General features: G+C 38.3%; 14 protein-coding genes and 4 tRNA genes. 8 read left to right on the top strand and 10 right to left on the bottom strand.

Going from position 1 to position 17,069, the window contains the following annotated elements; translation table 11 throughout:
- Positions 1–106 precede the first annotated feature (106 nt).
- The 3 genes from ABEA36_RS08030 to ABEA36_RS08020 form a co-directional block, all read right to left on the bottom strand.
- A complete protein-coding gene (locus tag ABEA36_RS08030; protein WP_345490664.1) occupies positions 107–1,384 on the bottom strand; it encodes an MFS transporter in 1,278 nt (425 codons plus the stop codon).
- A 117-nt stretch (positions 1,385–1,501) separates the two neighbouring features.
- Entirely contained in the window at positions 1,502–2,914 is a 1,413-nt protein-coding gene (gene uxaC, locus ABEA36_RS08025) for a glucuronate isomerase (protein ID WP_345490931.1), read from the bottom strand.
- 17 nt (positions 2,915–2,931) lie between these two features.
- Entirely contained in the window at positions 2,932–4,401 is a 1,470-nt protein-coding gene (locus ABEA36_RS08020; RefSeq protein WP_345490662.1) for a mannitol dehydrogenase family protein, read from the bottom strand.
- Positions 4,402–4,692: 291 nt separating this feature from the next.
- Between ABEA36_RS08020 and ABEA36_RS08015 the strand changes: the two genes are divergently transcribed.
- Together ABEA36_RS08015 and uxuA are read left to right on the top strand one after the other, a co-directional pair.
- Complete coding sequence (locus tag ABEA36_RS08015) at positions 4,693–5,457, top strand: GntR family transcriptional regulator (RefSeq protein WP_345490660.1); 765 nt, start codon at positions 4,693–4,695, stop codon at positions 5,455–5,457.
- Between the two features lie 67 nt (positions 5,458–5,524).
- Positions 5,525–6,715, top strand: a complete 1,191-nt coding sequence (uxuA, locus tag ABEA36_RS08010; protein WP_345490658.1) for a mannonate dehydratase — start codon at positions 5,525–5,527, stop codon at positions 6,713–6,715.
- Positions 6,716–6,782: 67 nt separating this feature from the next.
- Here uxuA and pth read toward each other — a convergent pair whose 3' ends face one another.
- The 3 genes from pth to mnmC2 all read right to left on the bottom strand — a co-directional run bounded on the left by pth (position 6,783) and on the right by mnmC2 (position 9,314).
- Positions 6,783–7,370 carry an aminoacyl-tRNA hydrolase gene (gene pth, locus ABEA36_RS08005; protein WP_345490656.1) on the bottom strand — a complete coding sequence of 196 codons (588 nt, stop codon included), beginning with the start codon at positions 7,368–7,370 and terminating at the stop codon, positions 6,783–6,785.
- A 59-nt stretch (positions 7,371–7,429) separates the two neighbouring features.
- On the bottom strand, positions 7,430–8,377 hold the full coding sequence (locus ABEA36_RS08000; protein ID WP_345490653.1) for a ribose-phosphate pyrophosphokinase: 948 nt from the start codon (positions 8,375–8,377) through the stop codon (positions 7,430–7,432).
- A 229-nt stretch (positions 8,378–8,606) separates the two neighbouring features.
- Positions 8,607–9,314: a tRNA (5-methylaminomethyl-2-thiouridine)(34)-methyltransferase MnmC2 gene (mnmC2, locus tag ABEA36_RS07995; RefSeq protein ID WP_345490651.1), complete on the bottom strand. Its 708-nt coding sequence runs from the start codon at positions 9,312–9,314 to the stop codon at positions 8,607–8,609.
- Between the two features lie 63 nt (positions 9,315–9,377).
- Here mnmC2 and ABEA36_RS07990 point away from each other — a divergent pair, with 63 nt between their 5' ends.
- The 6 genes from ABEA36_RS07990 (at position 9,378) to ABEA36_RS07965 (ending at position 16,442) form a co-directional block, all read left to right on the top strand.
- Complete coding sequence (locus tag ABEA36_RS07990; protein ID WP_345490649.1) at positions 9,378–10,112, top strand: 1-acylglycerol-3-phosphate O-acyltransferase; 735 nt, start codon at positions 9,378–9,380, stop codon at positions 10,110–10,112.
- 4 nt (positions 10,113–10,116) lie between these two features.
- Positions 10,117–10,881: a tRNA uridine 5-oxyacetic acid(34) methyltransferase CmoM gene (gene cmoM / locus ABEA36_RS07985; protein WP_345490929.1), complete on the top strand. Its 765-nt coding sequence runs from the start codon at positions 10,117–10,119 to the stop codon at positions 10,879–10,881.
- 151 nt (positions 10,882–11,032) lie between these two features.
- Positions 11,033–11,959 carry an ADP-glyceromanno-heptose 6-epimerase gene (rfaD, locus tag ABEA36_RS07980; RefSeq protein ID WP_345490647.1) on the top strand — a complete coding sequence of 309 codons (927 nt, stop codon included), beginning with the start codon at positions 11,033–11,035 and terminating at the stop codon, positions 11,957–11,959.
- A gap of 34 nt (positions 11,960–11,993) precedes the next feature.
- Positions 11,994–13,058 carry an ADP-heptose--LPS heptosyltransferase RfaF gene (gene rfaF, locus ABEA36_RS07975; RefSeq protein WP_345490645.1) on the top strand — a complete coding sequence of 355 codons (1,065 nt, stop codon included), beginning with the start codon at positions 11,994–11,996 and terminating at the stop codon, positions 13,056–13,058.
- A gap of 2 nt (positions 13,059–13,060) precedes the next feature.
- Entirely contained in the window at positions 13,061–14,029 is a 969-nt protein-coding gene (rfaC, locus tag ABEA36_RS07970; protein ID WP_345490927.1) for a lipopolysaccharide heptosyltransferase RfaC, read from the top strand.
- A gap of 745 nt (positions 14,030–14,774) precedes the next feature.
- Positions 14,775–16,442, top strand: coding sequence for a bifunctional metallophosphatase/5'-nucleotidase (locus ABEA36_RS07965; RefSeq protein WP_345490643.1), 1,668 nt, complete (start codon positions 14,775–14,777; stop codon positions 16,440–16,442).
- A 16-nt stretch (positions 16,443–16,458) separates the two neighbouring features.
- Here ABEA36_RS07965 and ABEA36_RS07960 read toward each other — a convergent pair.
- From ABEA36_RS07960 to ABEA36_RS07945, 4 genes are all read right to left on the bottom strand, one after another.
- Positions 16,459–16,533: transfer RNA gene (locus ABEA36_RS07960), tRNA-Gln, on the bottom strand.
- Positions 16,534–16,697: 164 nt separating this feature from the next.
- Positions 16,698–16,772, bottom strand: a tRNA-Gln gene (locus ABEA36_RS07955).
- A gap of 24 nt (positions 16,773–16,796) precedes the next feature.
- Positions 16,797–16,881: transfer RNA gene (locus ABEA36_RS07950), tRNA-Leu, on the bottom strand.
- A 22-nt stretch (positions 16,882–16,903) separates the two neighbouring features.
- Positions 16,904–16,980: transfer RNA gene (locus tag ABEA36_RS07945), tRNA-Met, on the bottom strand.
- Positions 16,981–17,069: the final 89 nt, after the last annotated feature.

The following is a 17,069-nucleotide window of genomic DNA, read 5'->3' as shown; positions in this document are numbered from 1 at the left end:
ATGTGAATAAAAATCGGTCTCTCACATTATATATAAATATCACGCATTAAATAAGACCATTTGTGACAAAAATAGGCACCGACCGGTGCCTATTCATATGCGTTTTTTATGATGTAACCGTTTGTTGATTATCAGGCTCTTTTTTTTCTCGAATAAATGTCCATAAGACAATAGCCCCAATAATGTCAAAAAAAGCAAGGGCAATAAAGAATGGTCCAAAACCAACGATGCCGACAAAAGCACCGATAAACAGGTTAAAGATTAATTGACCAGTCCAAGCACAAGCACCTGCCATGCCTACTGCGGTGGCGACTTCATTTTTCTTAAATAAGTCACCACCAAGTGTCGAGGCGACCGTTGAAAGTAATTGGTGTGAAAACCCGCCCAAACTAATTAGGAACACGGCAAGATAAGGATTTTCAACAATACTGACTAAACCTATCGTCATCATAATTACCGCACCAATCGTAAAGGTGATCAGTCTCGAATTAATTAATGAAATGCCACGATCATTAAAGAATTTAGCAACAAAACCACTGGCTAAACAACCTAAGTCAGCCATTAAGAACGGTAACCAAACAAACATTGCGATCTCTTTTAGGCTAAAATGCAAGGTTTCAACAAAGAAAATAGGTACCCAGAAGTTAATGGTTCCCCAAGCGGGATCGGCTAAGAAACGCGCAATACCGATTCCCCAAAAGTTTCGTTGTGTCAAAATAACTTTAAATGACACTTTTTCTTTTTTACCCGTATCTAAATACTTTTCTTGTCCAGACTCAATATATTGGCGCTCTTGCTCTGATAGATATTTAGAATCTTTTGGATCGCGATAGAAGATAAACCATACCACTGCTGCAACCAGTGCTAATGCACCCGATACCACAAAAGCAAATTGCCAACTGTGAAAAATAATACACCAGGCAATTAACGGCGGCGCAAGCATCGCACCAAAAGAGGTGCCCATATTAAAGACACCTGCGGCAATACCACGTTCTTTTGCTGGAAACCACGTTGATGCGGTTTTGATACCTGCAGGGATGGCTGATGCTTCACTAAAGCCCATGATAGCGCGCATAACTGCTAAACCTTGCCATGTCCCTGTTAGGGCATGCCCCATGGTGGCGAGCCCCCAAATGACTGCACAGATAGCAAAGCCTGCTCTTAAACCTATGGTATCAATAAAAAATCCCATAATCGGTTGCCCGAGTGTATAGGCAAATTGGAATGCGCTGACAATCCACGAATACTGCTCTTTTGTAATCCCTGTGGTTTCTAAAATTGTTGGCGCAGCAACCCCTAATGCAGTTCTATCTAAATAGTTAATGATGGTAATTGCACAAACCAGTAAAATCATATACCAACGAAAGTGTTTAATTTTTTTCATATTGACTTATTCCTGTGTATTTTATGTTTTATTGTTCAAGCACACCGATTTTTTATTGTTTATCATTTTTGGATTAACCCGTGCGCTTGATGCATTTATATCATCGATCATTGAGCGCTATACTGTGTGTGAAAAATAGCGATGAGCATTGTTGTAGCAAATATCACTAACCATCTTCCCAACGAGTGAGTAGTCGCTAGGAATTTCACCATTTTCAATCCAGTGACCGACCATATTGCATAGAATGCGTCGAAAGTATTCGTGGCGAGTAAATGATAAAAAGCTCCGTGAATCGGTGAGCATACCGACAAATAACGAGAGTAATCCCATTTGTGATAGCTGCATAATTTGGCGCTCCATACCATCTTTTTGATCGTTGAACCACCAACCCGAGCCAAATTGAATCTTGCCGGCAATACCGCCACCTTGGAAGTTACCGATCATGGTGGCTAATACTTCGTTATCGCGTGGGTTTAAACAGTACAAGATGGTTTTAGGAAGTTGGTCGGTCAAATCCAATTGACCTAACAATGCTGAAAGCGGTTCGGCGATAGGGCGATCACCGATTGAATCGAATCCACTATCTGGCCCTAATAGCTTAAACATTCTTTGATTATTATTACGTAGCGCACCAAGATGAAGTTGCATGACCCAATTGCGTTTATGGTATTGTTGACCCAGCCAGATCAATACGGCTGTTGAAAATTCTGCGATTTCTTCTTCACTTAATGTTTGATTATTCAGTCGCTTAGTCAATATATTATCGAGCGTTTTTTCACTCGGTACTGCAGCGTAGCGTAAAATTTCAATGCCATGATCAGAAGCTTGGCAACCATGGCGTTGAAAGTGATCAAGCTGTTTTGTTAATGCGGTTAATAAATCGTCAAAACGGACAATGTTAATATCAGTGACTTGGCCTAATTGTTGAATGTAATCATTAAAGCTGGCTAACTCAATTTTAAAGACTTTGTCGGGACGCCAACTAGGCCTAACAGCCGTTTTGAAGGTTGCATCTGCCGCGATTTGTTGGTGGTATTGTAATGAATCAATCGGATCATCGGTTGTCCCAATTGCTTTGACGTTCATTTCGGCTAAAATGCCACGCGTAGAAAATTGTGGAGTGGCCAGTTTTTGATTTGCTTCATGCCAGATATGATCCGCGGTTTTGTCATTAAAAACGATATTTTTAAAACCAAAAGGGCGTCGTAATTCAAGATGAGTCCAATGGTAGACGGGATTACCTAAGGTTAAAGGCACGGTTTTTGCCCAAGCTTGGTATTTTTCATAATCGCTTGCTCCACCCGTAATAAAATGTTCATCTATACCGGCTGTACGTAATACTCGCCATTTATAATGATCACCCGCTAACCAAATTTCAGCTAAATTGCCAAAATTTTTATTTTCGGCGATATCTTTTGGTGGCAGATGACAATGATAATCGTAAATCGGTTGCTGTTGTGCATACTCGAAATATAAACGTTGAGCAGCATCCGTTTGTAATAAGAAATTGTCATCAAGAAACTGTTTCATCATTCAATTCCCCTTAATTAAAGCGTTAAGTGTTTAATGGTGTGTTTTGCACCCTGTGTCATTAAAGCCAGATAATGCTGAGTAACAGTTTGCTTAAATAGGTGGTCATTTGATAAATCGTCACCAAAAACACGGGTTAAACTGAGTAAGTGATTAACGCGTTCCTCGCCATCTTTACTCGTATTGATTTGCTGTTTGATCTCATCGAGCATCGGATCCCTAACCTCGATCGGTTGATTGTTATCATCAAATCCACTGACATAACGCATCCAACCGGCAACGCCTAATGCTAATAGTGAGTAATCCGAATGATGTTTAATATGCCAACGAATTGAGTCGAGAAGCCGTTGTGGTAATTTTTGTGTCCCATCCATCGCGATTTGCCATGTTTTATGTTTTAGTGATGGGTTACTAAAGCGTTCTATTAATTTATCGGCATAACGGTGTAAATCGACATGAGCAGGGACATTTAAAGTGGGTGCTTGTTGCTTTATCATTAATGTTTTAGTGGCATTTTTGTAATCATTATCATTCATGCAGTCATTAATGTGTTGGTAACCCGCTAAGTAGCCCAAATAGGCCAAAAATGAGTGGCTACCATTGAGCATGCGTAATTTCATTTCTTCATATGGCACGACGTTATCAACAAATTCAGCGCCAACTTCATCCCAATTAGGACGCTGTGTAACAAAATTATCCTCAATAACCCATTGGATAAAAGGTTCACAGGCAATGCCACAAGGATCATACATTCCGCCCAATTCCTGCTGTATTTCAGTCAGTGTTTCGTCAGTTGCGGCAGGGACTATACGATCAACCATTGTACATGGGAAGGTTGTATTGGCTTCAATCCACTGTGCTAATTTGGGGTCACGTGCTTTTGCTAAATCCAATATGGCTTTTTTAAGTACATGACCATTTTCTGGAATGTTATCGCAAGATAGGGCTGTAAATGATGAAATGCCTCGCTGCATTCTTCTGGCAAGGGCTTCCACAATAACACCTGGCGCTGATTTAGGTTCACATGGATTGGCAAGGTCAGCTTCAATTAAAGCATTATTGAGATCCAGTCCTCTACCGCCGGGGAGCATGCAATACCCTTTTTCGGTAACAGTTAATGATACAATTTCAACAATTGGACTTGCCATTCTTTCAAGTATCAATTCAATACCATCAACGGTCGCCAGTAGTGATTCTTTTACACTACCAATAATAAAAAGCGCTTTTGATTGCGCGCCTTTTTCCAGCACACTATAGAGGTGATGTTGTTTACGAATATCTTCAATCAGCTGCTCACCACCCACAATGTTGACTTCACAAATTGCCCAGTCGCTTTTGCCACTATTGAGTAATCGATCTGTAAGTAAAGCTTGATGAGCGCGATGAAATGCACCAAACCCTAAATGAACGATACGCGCTTGCATGCGCTCCCTATCATATGTAGGGCGATTTGTTACTGATTGAGGTAAGTCAGAAATATTAAGCATGTTCTTCACCTTGTCATGTGTTTCATATCTATCCTATTTTGGTTGGACATATTTTCATTTATATGTGATGTTTTCATCTCAATTTTTTATTAAATGTGATTTAAATCACATAAATTGGTTTATTTCTACTTAATCTTTGACAAGGATCATGTTTTAAATTTAAATATTGGTATACCAATTTAATGGGTAACGAAGAAATTTGTTAGATATCATTATAAAATGCTCTGATAGCGCCGATAATTAACGTATAATTTGTGTCATTAATCGGTTTATCACGAAGGTTATATTGGCATGCTTGCACCTAATCGCCTCTATCAAGAAATTGGCAACGAATTAAAATTTTTATTAAAAATCGGTACTTACAAAATTGGCGATAGATTACCGCCAGAAAGGGATATCGCCGAAACATATAATGTAAGTCGAACCGTCGTTCGTGAAGCATTAATTATGCTTGAACTGGAAAATCTTGTGACAGTAAAAAAAGGTTCTGGTGTTTATGTGATTGGTTTACCAGATGACGAATTATCTGAACACGATAAGCAACTTGAAGACAGTGATTTTGGACCTTTTGAACTTTTACAGGCTCGACAGTTAATTGAAAGTAATATTGCGGCATTTGCTGCGACGCAAATTGTAAAATCAGAAGTACTGGAATTACGTGCCATTTTAGAACAAGAACGCCAAATCTTGGCAGACGGTATTTTAGATGATTACAGTGCTGATGAAATGTTTCATATTGCGATAGCAAGAGCAACAAAAAATTCTGTATTAGAAAGCTTATTGACGGATTTTTGGCAAAAACGGTATGCCAGTAAAATGTGGAATAAATTGCATAGCCGTATTCAAGATCATAGTTACCGTAAAAAATGGCTTTTTGATCATGAAAAGATTTTACATGCACTACAAATCCGAGATGCAAAAGCAGCGCGTCAGGCAATGTGGCAGCATTTAGAAAATGTGAAACAGACTCTTATGACTGTTTCAGACAGTGAAGATCCAAACTTTGATGGTTATTTATTTGATTCGATACCGGTCGGCATTATTGTTAACGAATAGTACCTACGCATAGTCTGTTTCTTCACCTCAAATAGGAATAGTTAAAAGCAACATTGAGGAGACCTAAATGGAACAAACAATGCGATGGTTCGGAACCAATGATCCGGTATCATTAGATGATATTCGACAAGCGGGCGCAACTGGAATTGTGACTGCACTTCATCATATTCCAAATGGTGAGGTTTGGTCAGTTGAAGAAATTTTACAACGCAAAAAAATCATTGAACAGAAAGGATTAACCTGGTCTGTGGTCGAAAGTATTCCCGTTCATGAAGAGATTAAAACCCATTCAGGTCAGTTCGAACAATATATCAAAAACTACCAACAGTCGATTCGTAACTTAGCGACTTGTGGTATCGATACTGTCTGTTATAACTTTATGCCAGTGCTTGATTGGACAAGAACTGATCTGGCTTACTCATTACCAGATGGGTCAAAAGCTTTGCGTTTTGATCAAATTGAATTTGCTGCATTTGATATTTTTATCTTGCAGCGGCCCCATGCTGAACAAGATTATTCCAGTACAGATGTGGCTGAAGCCAAACACTATTTTTTAACCGCAAGTGATGAGCAAAAAGCCAAACTTGTAAAAAATATTATTGCAGGATTACCAGGGGCTGAAGAGGGCTACTCTCTTGAACAGTTCAGAGCACATCTTGCAAGTTATGATGGGATTGACAAAGCTCAATTACGTCAAAACTATGCCTATTTTTTAAAAGCGATTGTCCCGGTTGCTGAAGAGGTTGGGGTGGTATTAACCGTTCATCCAGATGATCCTCCGCGGCCTATTTTAGGTTTACCGCGTATTGTATCAACGATTGACGATATGCAATGGATAAAAGATACCGTTGATAGTTTGCATAATGGCTTTTGTTTTTGTACAGGATCATATGGAGTACGTAGCGATAATGATTTAGCTAAAATGGTGACCACATTTGCTGATCGTGTTTATTTTATTCATTTACGTGCAACAGTCCGTGAAGGAAATCCATTATCGTTCCACGAGGGGGATCATTTGGCGGGTGATGTTGATATGTATGCAGTAATTAAAGCGTTAGTTACTGAAGAAGAACGTCGTAAAAAACACGGTATTAAACGAGCCATACCTGTTCGACCTGATCATGGGCATCAAATGTTAGATGATTTGAAGAAAACCACTAATCCTGGCTATTCGGCAATCGGACGTTTACGCGGATTAGCTGAAATTCGTGGCGTTGAATACGCGATTCGACGTGCTTTTTTTAGTCACGAACAGTAATGTTACTATCATATTGTGCTCATTTTTGATGGGCACATCATGCCATCATAGTCATTGATGGGGGAAACTAACTGGCTTTAAAACTATGTAATCGGTTCATTGCAGCTTCTGGACTTTGTTTTACTAGGATCTCAGAGCAACGTGCTGCTTCATCAATGGCTTGATCAATCCGATCTTGCTCAGATTGAGGCGGTTTATTTAGGACAAAGCCAACGACTTTATTTTTGTCGCCCGGGTGACCAATACCGATGCGTAAACGGTAAAAATTAGGGTTATTACCCAATTTATTAATAATGTCTTTTAAACCATTATGTCCACCATGACCACCACCTAACTTCAGCTTAGCAATACCTGGATTTAAATCCAATTCATCATGAGCAACTAAGATTTCTTCAGGTTTAATTTGATAGAACGTCGCCATGGCTTGTACCGCTTTGCCACTTAAATTCATATAAGTAGTCGGGACCAATAGGCGAATATCATGCCCATCGATGTTAATCCGTGCCGTGTAACCAAAAAATTTTGGCTCATTTTTTAGCGATTGATTGAAGCGTTCAGCCAATAAATCCACATACCAAGCACCAGCATTATGGCGCGTCTGTGCGTATTCATTTCCGGGATTGGCAAGACCAACGATAAGTTTGATTGATGTCATAGTGATATAAAATTAAGACCAATAACGAATTATTGGTCTTATTAAGTAACGGTTAATGCTTAGTAATGAAACATAGCAGAAATTGACTCTTCATTGCTGATTCGTCTAATGGCTTCTGCAAGCATTCCTGATAATGTTAATTGACGAACATTTTTTAACGCTCTGACTTCTGCACTAAGTGGAATGGTATCGCACACAACGACTTCATCAATTTTTGAATGTTTGATATTTTCAACCGCTTTACCAGAGAAGATAGGATGCGTTGCATAGGCAAATACGCGTTTTGCTCCACGTGCTTTAAGGGCATCCGCTGCTTTACATAAGGTACCGGCTGTATCAATCATATCGTCAACTAAAATACAGTCACGATCAGCAACATCACCAATAATATTCATCACTTCAGCTTCATTAGCTCGTTGACGACGTTTATCAATGATTGCCATATCTGTATCATTTAGTAATTTTGCAATGGCTCTTGCACGTACCACACCACCAATATCTGGCGACACAACGATAGGACGTTCAAAGTCTCTTTGCAACATATCTTCCAAAATAATCGGGCTACCAAACACGTTATCAACTGGAACATCAAAGAAACCTTGAATTTGTTCTGCGTGAAGATCAACGGTTAACACTCTGTCTACACCAACTGTTGATAAAAAGTCAGCAACAACTTTTGCAGTAATTGGCACACGAGCAGAACGTACACGACGATCTTGTCTTGCATAACCAAAATAAGGGATAACGGCAGTAATACGACCCGCTGATGCTCGGCGCATCGCATCGATCATTACCAAAAGTTCCATCAAATTATCATTGGTTGGCGCACAAGTCGACTGGATAATAAAAACGTCTTCACCACGGACATTTTCATTAATTTGGACATTCACTTCTCCATCGCTAAAACGACCTACAACAATATCACCTAGCGATGTGTAAAGACGATTTGCTACATGTTTTGCTAGCTCAGGTGTTGCATTACCAGCAAAAAGCTTCATATCAGGCACGAGTAAACCTCAAGCATGTATATAATGATTACTTATCTGTAATCGGTTAAATCGGAACTCCAATTATATAATTAATTAGGGATAATCCTCAACTATAATGTGGAAATTTATTATAACTATTTTATTTTTATAAAGAATTTTTTAATAATTAAGACTGATTATAAAATAACACGTTTTAATTCAAGTCGTTGATTAAAGTTTGCTTTTGTGGCTGAGTGGCAATTTAGCGTTAGTCTTTATAGCCGATTAGCATTTCACGTTTTTTCCCGTAGCCTTTACGTTTTGATACACTAAAACCAGCATTTAATAAGTGTCGTTTTACCTGACCTGCTGCAGTAAATGTTGCAAATGTTGCTTGTTTATTGGTGTGTTTATACAGTTCACTAAATAGCTCATTTGACCACATTGCCGGATTTTTGGCTGGCGAAAAGCCATCAAAAAACCAAGCATCAATGCCACTTTTAAAATGATTAAGATGTGAAGTAAATTCTGAAATATCAGCAAATAAAACATGTAATCGTACTGAATTAAATTGGTATGCTGTACTCGGCCATTGTTGTTGAAGTTGATGAGCGAGTTCCATTAACAGTGGTTGTTTAATAATGGCATGATGAATTGATATTAATTCGTTTGTTGATAACGGATATTTTTCAATACTAATAAATTGCAGTTGTTGTAAAGGATGAGTTGGATTGTGTTGTCTAAATTGTAAAAATTGTTGCCAAGCGATTAAGAAATTAAGTCCTGAACCAAATCCCGTTTCCCCAATGGTAAATAAGTGGCCTTCGTGAGCTAAAAAACGCTCATTTAAGTGGTTACCGTCAATAAATACATACTGTGTTTCTGCAATAGCATCATCATTGCTGAAATAGACATCATCAAAATGTGTCGAAATGGGTGTGTTGTTTTCATTCCAAACAATATTGTCTGTCTTCATTTAACTGTTTCTCTAATTCGTATAGTTGCATATAATAGCTGATAATAATTTGAGAGGTAAATTATGATTTTTCTTTTTAGAATGGTTTTTGGGATTATCTTAGCCATATTGATTTGTATTTTTGGGGTGATTTTTTGTTTATTCAGTCCTCGTAACCCAAATCATGTTGCGCGTTTTGCTCATATTTTTGGGAGTGTCCTGACACCATTATTTGGTTTGAAACTGGTATTACGGCAATACCCTGATATCAATAAAGCCGGTAATTGCGTTTTTATTGCTAATCACCAAAATAACTATGATATTTTGGTTGCTGGGCAGATTGTTCAACCCGGCACGGTCACGGTGGGGAAAAAAAGTTTAGTATGGATTCCTTTTTTTGGTCCTCTCTATTGGCTTAGTGGTAATATTTTATTAGATCGGGATAATAAATCAAAAGCACGAGATACCCTATCGCAAGTTGTTAATGAGATTAAAACAAAAGCGTTGTCGATTTGGATGTTCCCTGAGGGAACACGTAGCCGAGGACGTGGTTTACTCCCTTTTAAAACGGGTGCATTTCGCGCTGCAATTGCAGCTGGCGTACCTGTCGTGCCAATCTGCGTATCGAATACGAACAATATTAAATTAAACCGTTTTAATAATGGTCATATGATCGTTGAAATGCTTGAGCCGATTGATACAAAGGATATGAAAAAAGAAGATGCAAAAGCATTGATGGAACGTTGTTATCAATTAATGTCGGATAAGATTGCTCAATTAGATCAAGAAGCGGCGATATTAGACAAAAAGAAAGCATAAGATGATGAATGCAGATCGTAATTTTGACGATATTACCGGTAAATTTTCAAAAAATATCTACGGAACAACGAAGGGTAAAATTCGAGAAGTCATTGTCTGGCAAGACATTGAAAATATTTTAAATCGATGGCCAAGTCATCAGAAGCTGACGATTTTAGATGCCGGTGGCGGTCAGGGGCAAATAGCGTATAAACTTGCGGCCCTTGGACATGATGTGACCATGTGTGATATTTCGCAGCAAATGCTCGATATTGCAAAACATAATGCCGAATCAGCGGGTCTCTCTTTACACTATTATCACTGTTCAATTCAACAGCTTGCACAATGTGTTGATCATCCATTTGATATTGTCATTTGTCATGCTGTTTTAGAATGGGTTAATGATCCTCAGCACGTTTTAGCCACGCTTAAAGCGCACCTCAAACCCAATGGATACTTATCATTGATGTTTTATAATTATCATGGTTTATTATTTAGAACAGTGACATTAGGTAATTTTGGCTATGTACAGGCTGGCTTAACAAAACGTAAAAAGAAAACCTTGTCTCCTGATTATCCACGGATGCCAAATGATGTTTACCAATGGTTGAATGATCTGAATTTTACGATTACTCAAAAAACGGGTATTCGTGTATTTCATGATTATTTAATTGATAAACAAAAGCAGCAAACCCGTTTTGATGAACTGCTTGAAATGGAAAAACAGTTTTGCCGACAAGAACCTTATATTCATTTAGCCAGATATATCCATATTACAGCTAAACTATAGTATCGATTGAATTAATGAATCAACGAGCAGGTTTGCCATTTCGGTATTATGCCATTGAGTCATTTATATAAAATGATTACTCGAAAATAAGCCTTTAAATCGGTATGATATAAAGTAATTAATCGAGTATTTTTAAAAGAAGGTAAATAATATGATCGTAGTAACAGGTGGGGCGGGCTTTATTGGTTGTAATATTGTTAAAGGATTAAATGCGCTAGGCCGTAAAGATATTCTAGTGGTTGATGACTTAACTGATGGCACAAAATTTACTAACCTTGTGGATCTTGATATTGCCGATTATATGGATAAAGATGAATTTATTGCGCTAATTGTGTCGGGTGAAGATCTGGATATTGACGTGATTTTCCATCAAGGTGCTTGTTCATCGACCACTGAGTGGGATGGTAAGTTTATGATGGAGAATAATTACAGTTATTCAAAAGATTTACTTCACTATTGTCTTGATTTCAACATTCCATTTATCTACGCTTCATCTGCGGCAACTTACGGTGGGCGTAGTGATAACTTTATCGAAGAACGCCAATATGAAAAACCGTTAAATGTTTATGGTTATTCTAAGTTTTTATTCGATCAATATGTCCGTGAAATTTTACCAGAAGCAAAATCACAAGTTTGTGGTTTCCGCTATTTTAACGTTTATGGGCCAAAAGAGAATCATAAAGGTAGTATGGCAAGTGTGGCATATCATTTAAATAGTCAAATCAGTCAAGGTGAAAAACCGAAATTATTTGAAGGTAGTGATAACTTTAAACGTGATTTTATTTATGTTGAAGATGTGGTTGCGGTCAATTTATGGTTCTGGCAAAATCAAAAATCAGGTATTTTTAATTGTGGAACAGGTCGTGCTGAGTCTTTCCAAGCTGTTGCTGATGCAGTGCTTGCATATCATCAAACTGGACAAATCGAATACATTCCGTTCCCTGAGCATTTAAAAGGTCGTTATCAATCGTTTACTCAGGCCGATTTAACTAAATTTAGGCAAGCAGGTTGCCCTATTGAATTTAAAACAGTTGCACAAGGCACTACCGAATATATGAAATGGTTGAATAATCAATAAGTGACTGTTTGACTTTTCATAACTGGGAATTTTTATGAAAACATTGATTATTGGACCATCTTGGGTGGGTGACATGATGATGTCACAAAGCCTTTATCGTACATTGAAAATGACTCATCCTGAGATAGAAATTGACGTAATGGCACCGGCATGGTGTCGTGCGTTATTAAATAAAATGCCAGAGGTCAATCAAACCATTGCAATGCCAATTGGTCATGGTCGACTCGCATTATCAGAACGGTATCAGTTGGGTAAACAATTACGCAGTGACAGTTATGATCATGCCATTGTCTTACCGAATTCATTTAAATCTGCCTTAATTCCTTTTTTTGCCAAAATACCATTGCGCACAGGCTGGAAAGGTGAAGCGCGTTATGGTTTATTAAATGATCGACGTACGCTTGATAAATACGCTTTTCCTTTGATGGTTGAGCGTTACATTGCGCTAGCCTATCCAAAAGGTGATATTCAAGCCGCAACGGATTTACCACAGCCCTTATTATACCCACAACTGGTTGTTGACTCATTAGAAGCGCGTGAAACAAAAGCTGAATTTGATTTACCGGATGATTTGCCGTTGATTGGTTTTTGCCCTGGTGCTGAATTTGGCCCAGCTAAACGTTGGCCTGATTACCATTATGCCGCTTTAGCAGATATGCTAGCAAAACAAGAAGCGAAGATCGTGATTTTTGGCTCAGAAAAAGATCGCGCGGTAGGGGAATCGATTATCAGTAAAATGGCATTTGCAGATAAGTGTATTAATCTGGCAGGATTAACATCGCTAGAGAAAGCCGTTAATTTAATTTCATGTTGTAAAGCCGTTGTGACTAATGACTCAGGATTGATGCATATTGCTGCTGCGCTAGACAGGCCACTCATTGCGCTTTATGGGCCAAGTAGTCCTGATTTTACGCCGCCTTTATCTGAGAAGGCAGAAGTGATACGTTTAATTAGTGGTTATCATAAAGTTCGTAAGGGTGATGCACAAGAGGGCTATCATCAAAGTTTAATCGATATTAAACCTGAGCTTGTTTTTGATAAGCTAATGACTCTGTTGAACCGATTGCAAAAAAGTTCAGAAAAGGAATCTGCTAAATGACACTGAGAGTGCTGATAGTTAAGACGTCTTCGATGGGAGATGTTTTACATACTTTACCAGCCTTAACGGATGCATGTCAGGCTTTAGGAGATGTCCGTTTTGATTGGGTAGTAGAAGAAAACTTTGCTCAGATTCCGTCTTGGCATTTTGCCGTTGATCGTGTGATCCCTGTTGCAATTCGACGTTGGCGAAAAAATTGGTTTTCTAATGCAATAAGGCAAGAACGAAAAGCTTTCATTCGGCAGTTAAGATTGCAGCAATATGATTATGTGATTGATGCTCAAGGGCTGATTAAAAGTGCCTTTTTGATTACACGTAAAGCTGACGGCGTGAAACATGGCTTAGATAAACGCAGTGCTCGTGAGCCTATAGCCAGTTGGTTTTACGATGTGAAACATTATGTTGCTAAAGATCTGCATGCGGTAGAACGTATTAGACAGCTATTTGCTAAAAGTCTACAGTATTCACTCAGTCGTGACGTTGGTGATTATGCTATTGCCAAACACTTTGTTACTCATTTGCCACAAGATCACGGTCAGTATCTGGTTTTTTTACATTCCACTACGCGTGATAATAAGCATTGGACTGAAGATGCATGGCGTGAATTAATCGCATTAGTTGAATCCACTGGATTGAAAGTAAAACTCCCTTGGGGAAGTCAGCTCGAGCATGAACGTTCATTGCGTTTAGCTCAAGGATTTAGTCATGTCGATGTTTTACCTAAATTGTCGCTAGCTGAAGTCGCCTCAGTCTTAGCTGGTGCAAAAGCGGTTGTATCGGTTGATACAGGATTAAGTCACTTAGCTGCCGCATTAGATAAGCCTAACATAACCCTATATGGTCCAACTGATCCGCAATTGATTGGCGGATATGGTTCAAATCAAAATAGTTTGATTTCAGCACAAAAAAATATGCAATCTATCCTTGCTGATGATGTTTTCTGTCAATTATCATCATTAATTCACGGTTAATCATCTAGATTGGTTAGTGTGATCATTTTTAGGTTTATCTTTTGCTAAAAAAATCCCGATAATCAATACGGATTATCGGGAAAGAACTACAGTAGGAATACAACTCGAGATGAATAGTAGCAAAATCGATTAAGCATATCAATAGTTTATACACGAATTCGTAGTGGTTTTTTGTAAAGTAAAATATAAAAAACAAAGAATTACCGATTTGAACAGGGTTCATCATGGTATAAAGAATTGGTGTTGTTCGTATAAAAGTCAAAAAAAAAGCCCAATAAGAAAATTCATACTGGGCAACATGATGAAAATAAGGGAATAGGAAGTTCCCGAAAAACATAATAGCAAAATCGATTCAGTTTTTATAATCGGTTTAATGTATCCATTCGATAGCCTAAAATTTGCTTTTGCCATGCAGAATCAAGACTTTATCATTTGTCCCCAATCGGTTTTTACAAAAGTAATAAATTTAAAATTATAAGCATGATTTCTTTACTTTTTTAGTGATTGAAAGCGGAATATATTTTCTTACGTCTCACTGGCTTGGTGAACGGAGGTAATTACGTAGACAAACATAAAAGTTCAGGCGATGAATTGATTCTTACTTATTTCACTGTGAGATTAATTTTTTGAGCTAGTTAACAGATTTTCATTTTATCAATTGATAAAAACTTAACGGGTTATTTAGAATGAAAAGGTTGGTGAATATTCAATGGACTACTTTTTACCTGTTAAATAAGGAAACGCAATGTTTTTAAAAACAAAATTATTATTATGCTGTGCATTAATCTGTTCTTTTATACCCTATAGCTCAGCGGAGCAAGTTGAAGTCTCAATTTTAGCGACTTCTGATGTACATGGCCGGATGGTACCTTGGGATTACGGTACTGATACCGAAAATTTTTCGGGCTCATATTCACAGATTTCATCATTTATTAACCACTATAAAGTGGATCATCCTAATGTCATCGTTGTTGATGCTGGTGATATCATTCAGGATAACCAAATTGAGCTATTCTATAATGTGGATAAACATCCTGCTATCGAAGCACTGAATGCCATGCATTATGATGTCATTGCGTTAGGTAATCATGAGTTCAATTTTGGGATACCTGCGCTCAATCATATTTTAGCGGGTTTTAAAGGGCAGGTTTTGGCTGCAAACATTTATTACAAAGCCGATAGTAAGCGTTATTTCCCTGCTGCCACAATTATTGAACAATCTGGCATTAAAATCGGTATTATTGGCGTAACCACACCGTTTGTCCCTGAATTTGAAGCGAAAACAGGTCATGTTGATCACATGCTATTTACCATGCCGATTCCTGAAATTAAAGCGCAAGTTGAACAACTGCAAAAACAATCCGTTGATGCGATTGTGCTGGTTGCACATATGGGGCTTGAAAATGAAAACAATAAGCCCGGCACTGGCGTTGTGGATATTGCGAAACAGGTCAATGGGATCGATGTGATTATTGCCGGCCACAATCACCAAAATATTAGCCAAGAAATTATTAATAATACCGTGATTACAGAGCCACATCGTTATGGTACTGTCGTTTCTGTGATTAATTTGACCTTTGATGTGAAGCAGGATCAAGTAAGTTTAATCAATAAACAATCAACCACTCAATCAGTGCAGTCTTATCCAGCCGATCCTCAAATAGTAAAAATTTATGAGCCTTATCATAATAAATTGCGTAGTATAGCTAATGAGATTATTGGCAAAACAGATCAAGATTTAGTACCACATTCCCCCGTCAAAGGACTACCCGCCGTCTATATGGTTGATACAGGTTTAACAGCATTATTTAATAATGCGCAGCTATATTATAGTGATGCCGATGTGGTTTCTATTTTAATCAATAATCAAAATGTCATGTTAGACAAAGGCAATATTACCCGTAAAGATATAGCTAACAGTTACCAATATACCGCTGGTGAAACGAGCATATATCCAATTAGTGGTAAAGATCTTAAAGATTATATGGAATGGTCTGCCGGTTATTTTGCGCAGCTTTCACCTGGCGATACACAGTACCATTATGACCCAATAAGACGTGCTTCAAAATACATGACTTATGACATGTTCGGTGGGGTAAAATATCATATTGATTTACGAGAGCCCGTTGGTCAGCGAATAAAACATCTGACATTGACCGATGGCACGGTTATTACTGAAGACATGACCATTAAAATGGGAATGAATGCTTATCGTTATGAAATGCTCGTGAAAGAAGGGGGGCCATTAGCAGGTAGACGCATTGAACCTATTTGGAATTCTAGAACGGCGTTTGGCAGTGAAGCTGGGACGATTCGTAACATGGTGATCAAATATATTGTGGAAGCTAAACACGGAGATATAACCGATGAGTCAAAGCATAATTGGCAAGTCGTTGGAATTGATGATAAATAATGTTATTTGATAAAAGTGGCTGGGGTACAAGGATTCGAACCTTGGAGTGGCGGAATCAGAATCCGCTGCCTTACCGCTTGGCTATACCCCAACGCTAAATATTTACCACATTTATGCTATGCGAATAATGACAGTTAAATCGCATTATTTAGGAAAATTTTTTGAATTTATACATTTACACGTTCAGTTGTATCTGCCTTTCGGCAACAATATTAGTTAATTTTACTATTATTGACAACTTGAACTGTAAAAAGATGGCTGGGGTACCAGGATTCGAACCTGGGAGTGGCGGGATCAAAACCCGCTGCCTTACCGCTTGGCTATACCCCAATTAAGGAATAAATTAAGATTAAATGGTGCGGGTGGAGAGACTTGAACTCACACACCTTGCGGCGCCAGAACCTAAATCTGGTGCGTCTACCAATTTCGCCACACCCGCACGGATACTTCTTTAATCTTAATGGTGGCTACGACGGGATTCGAACCTGTGACCCCATCATTATGAGTGATGTGCTCTAACCAGCTGAGCTACGTAGCCATTCATTCGCAACGTCATAACCAACACTGCGAGGCGCATTATGCTTGTCTTAAACTAAATCGTCAACACTTTTTTTTCGATAAATTAAA

The organism is Orbus sasakiae (assembly GCF_039542345.1).
GTDB lineage: Bacteria > Pseudomonadota > Gammaproteobacteria > Enterobacterales > Orbaceae > Orbus > Orbus sasakiae.
Note: the sequence above shows the minus strand (reverse complement) of the source record. Positions and strands in the feature narration are given on the sequence as shown.

Excerpts from the sequence above, each read along its gene's own strand:
- rfaF (WP_345490645.1), top strand. The coding sequence starts at position 11,994 with ATGAAAACATTGATTATTGGACCATCTTGGGTGGGTGACATGATGATG.
- pth (WP_345490656.1), bottom strand. The coding sequence starts at position 7,370 with ATGACATCAATCAAACTTATCGTTGGTCTTGCCAATCCCGGAAATGAA.
- uxuA (WP_345490658.1), top strand. The coding sequence starts at position 5,525 with ATGGAACAAACAATGCGATGGTTCGGAACCAATGATCCGGTATCATTA.
- rfaD (WP_345490647.1), top strand. The coding sequence starts at position 11,033 with ATGATCGTAGTAACAGGTGGGGCGGGCTTTATTGGTTGTAATATTGTT.
- ABEA36_RS07990 (WP_345490649.1), top strand. The coding sequence starts at position 9,378 with ATGATTTTTCTTTTTAGAATGGTTTTTGGGATTATCTTAGCCATATTG.
- uxaC (WP_345490931.1), bottom strand. The coding sequence starts at position 2,914 with ATGAAACAGTTTCTTGATGACAATTTCTTATTACAAACGGATGCTGCT.
- mnmC2 (WP_345490651.1), bottom strand. The coding sequence starts at position 9,314 with ATGAAGACAGACAATATTGTTTGGAATGAAAACAACACACCCATTTCG.
- ABEA36_RS08020 (WP_345490662.1), bottom strand. The coding sequence starts at position 4,401 with ATGCTTAATATTTCTGACTTACCTCAATCAGTAACAAATCGCCCTACA.
- ABEA36_RS08030 (WP_345490664.1), bottom strand. The coding sequence starts at position 1,384 with ATGAAAAAAATTAAACACTTTCGTTGGTATATGATTTTACTGGTTTGT.
- cmoM (WP_345490929.1), top strand. The coding sequence starts at position 10,117 with ATGAATGCAGATCGTAATTTTGACGATATTACCGGTAAATTTTCAAAA.
- ABEA36_RS08015 (WP_345490660.1), top strand. The coding sequence starts at position 4,693 with ATGCTTGCACCTAATCGCCTCTATCAAGAAATTGGCAACGAATTAAAA.
- ABEA36_RS07965 (WP_345490643.1), top strand. The coding sequence starts at position 14,775 with ATGTTTTTAAAAACAAAATTATTATTATGCTGTGCATTAATCTGTTCT.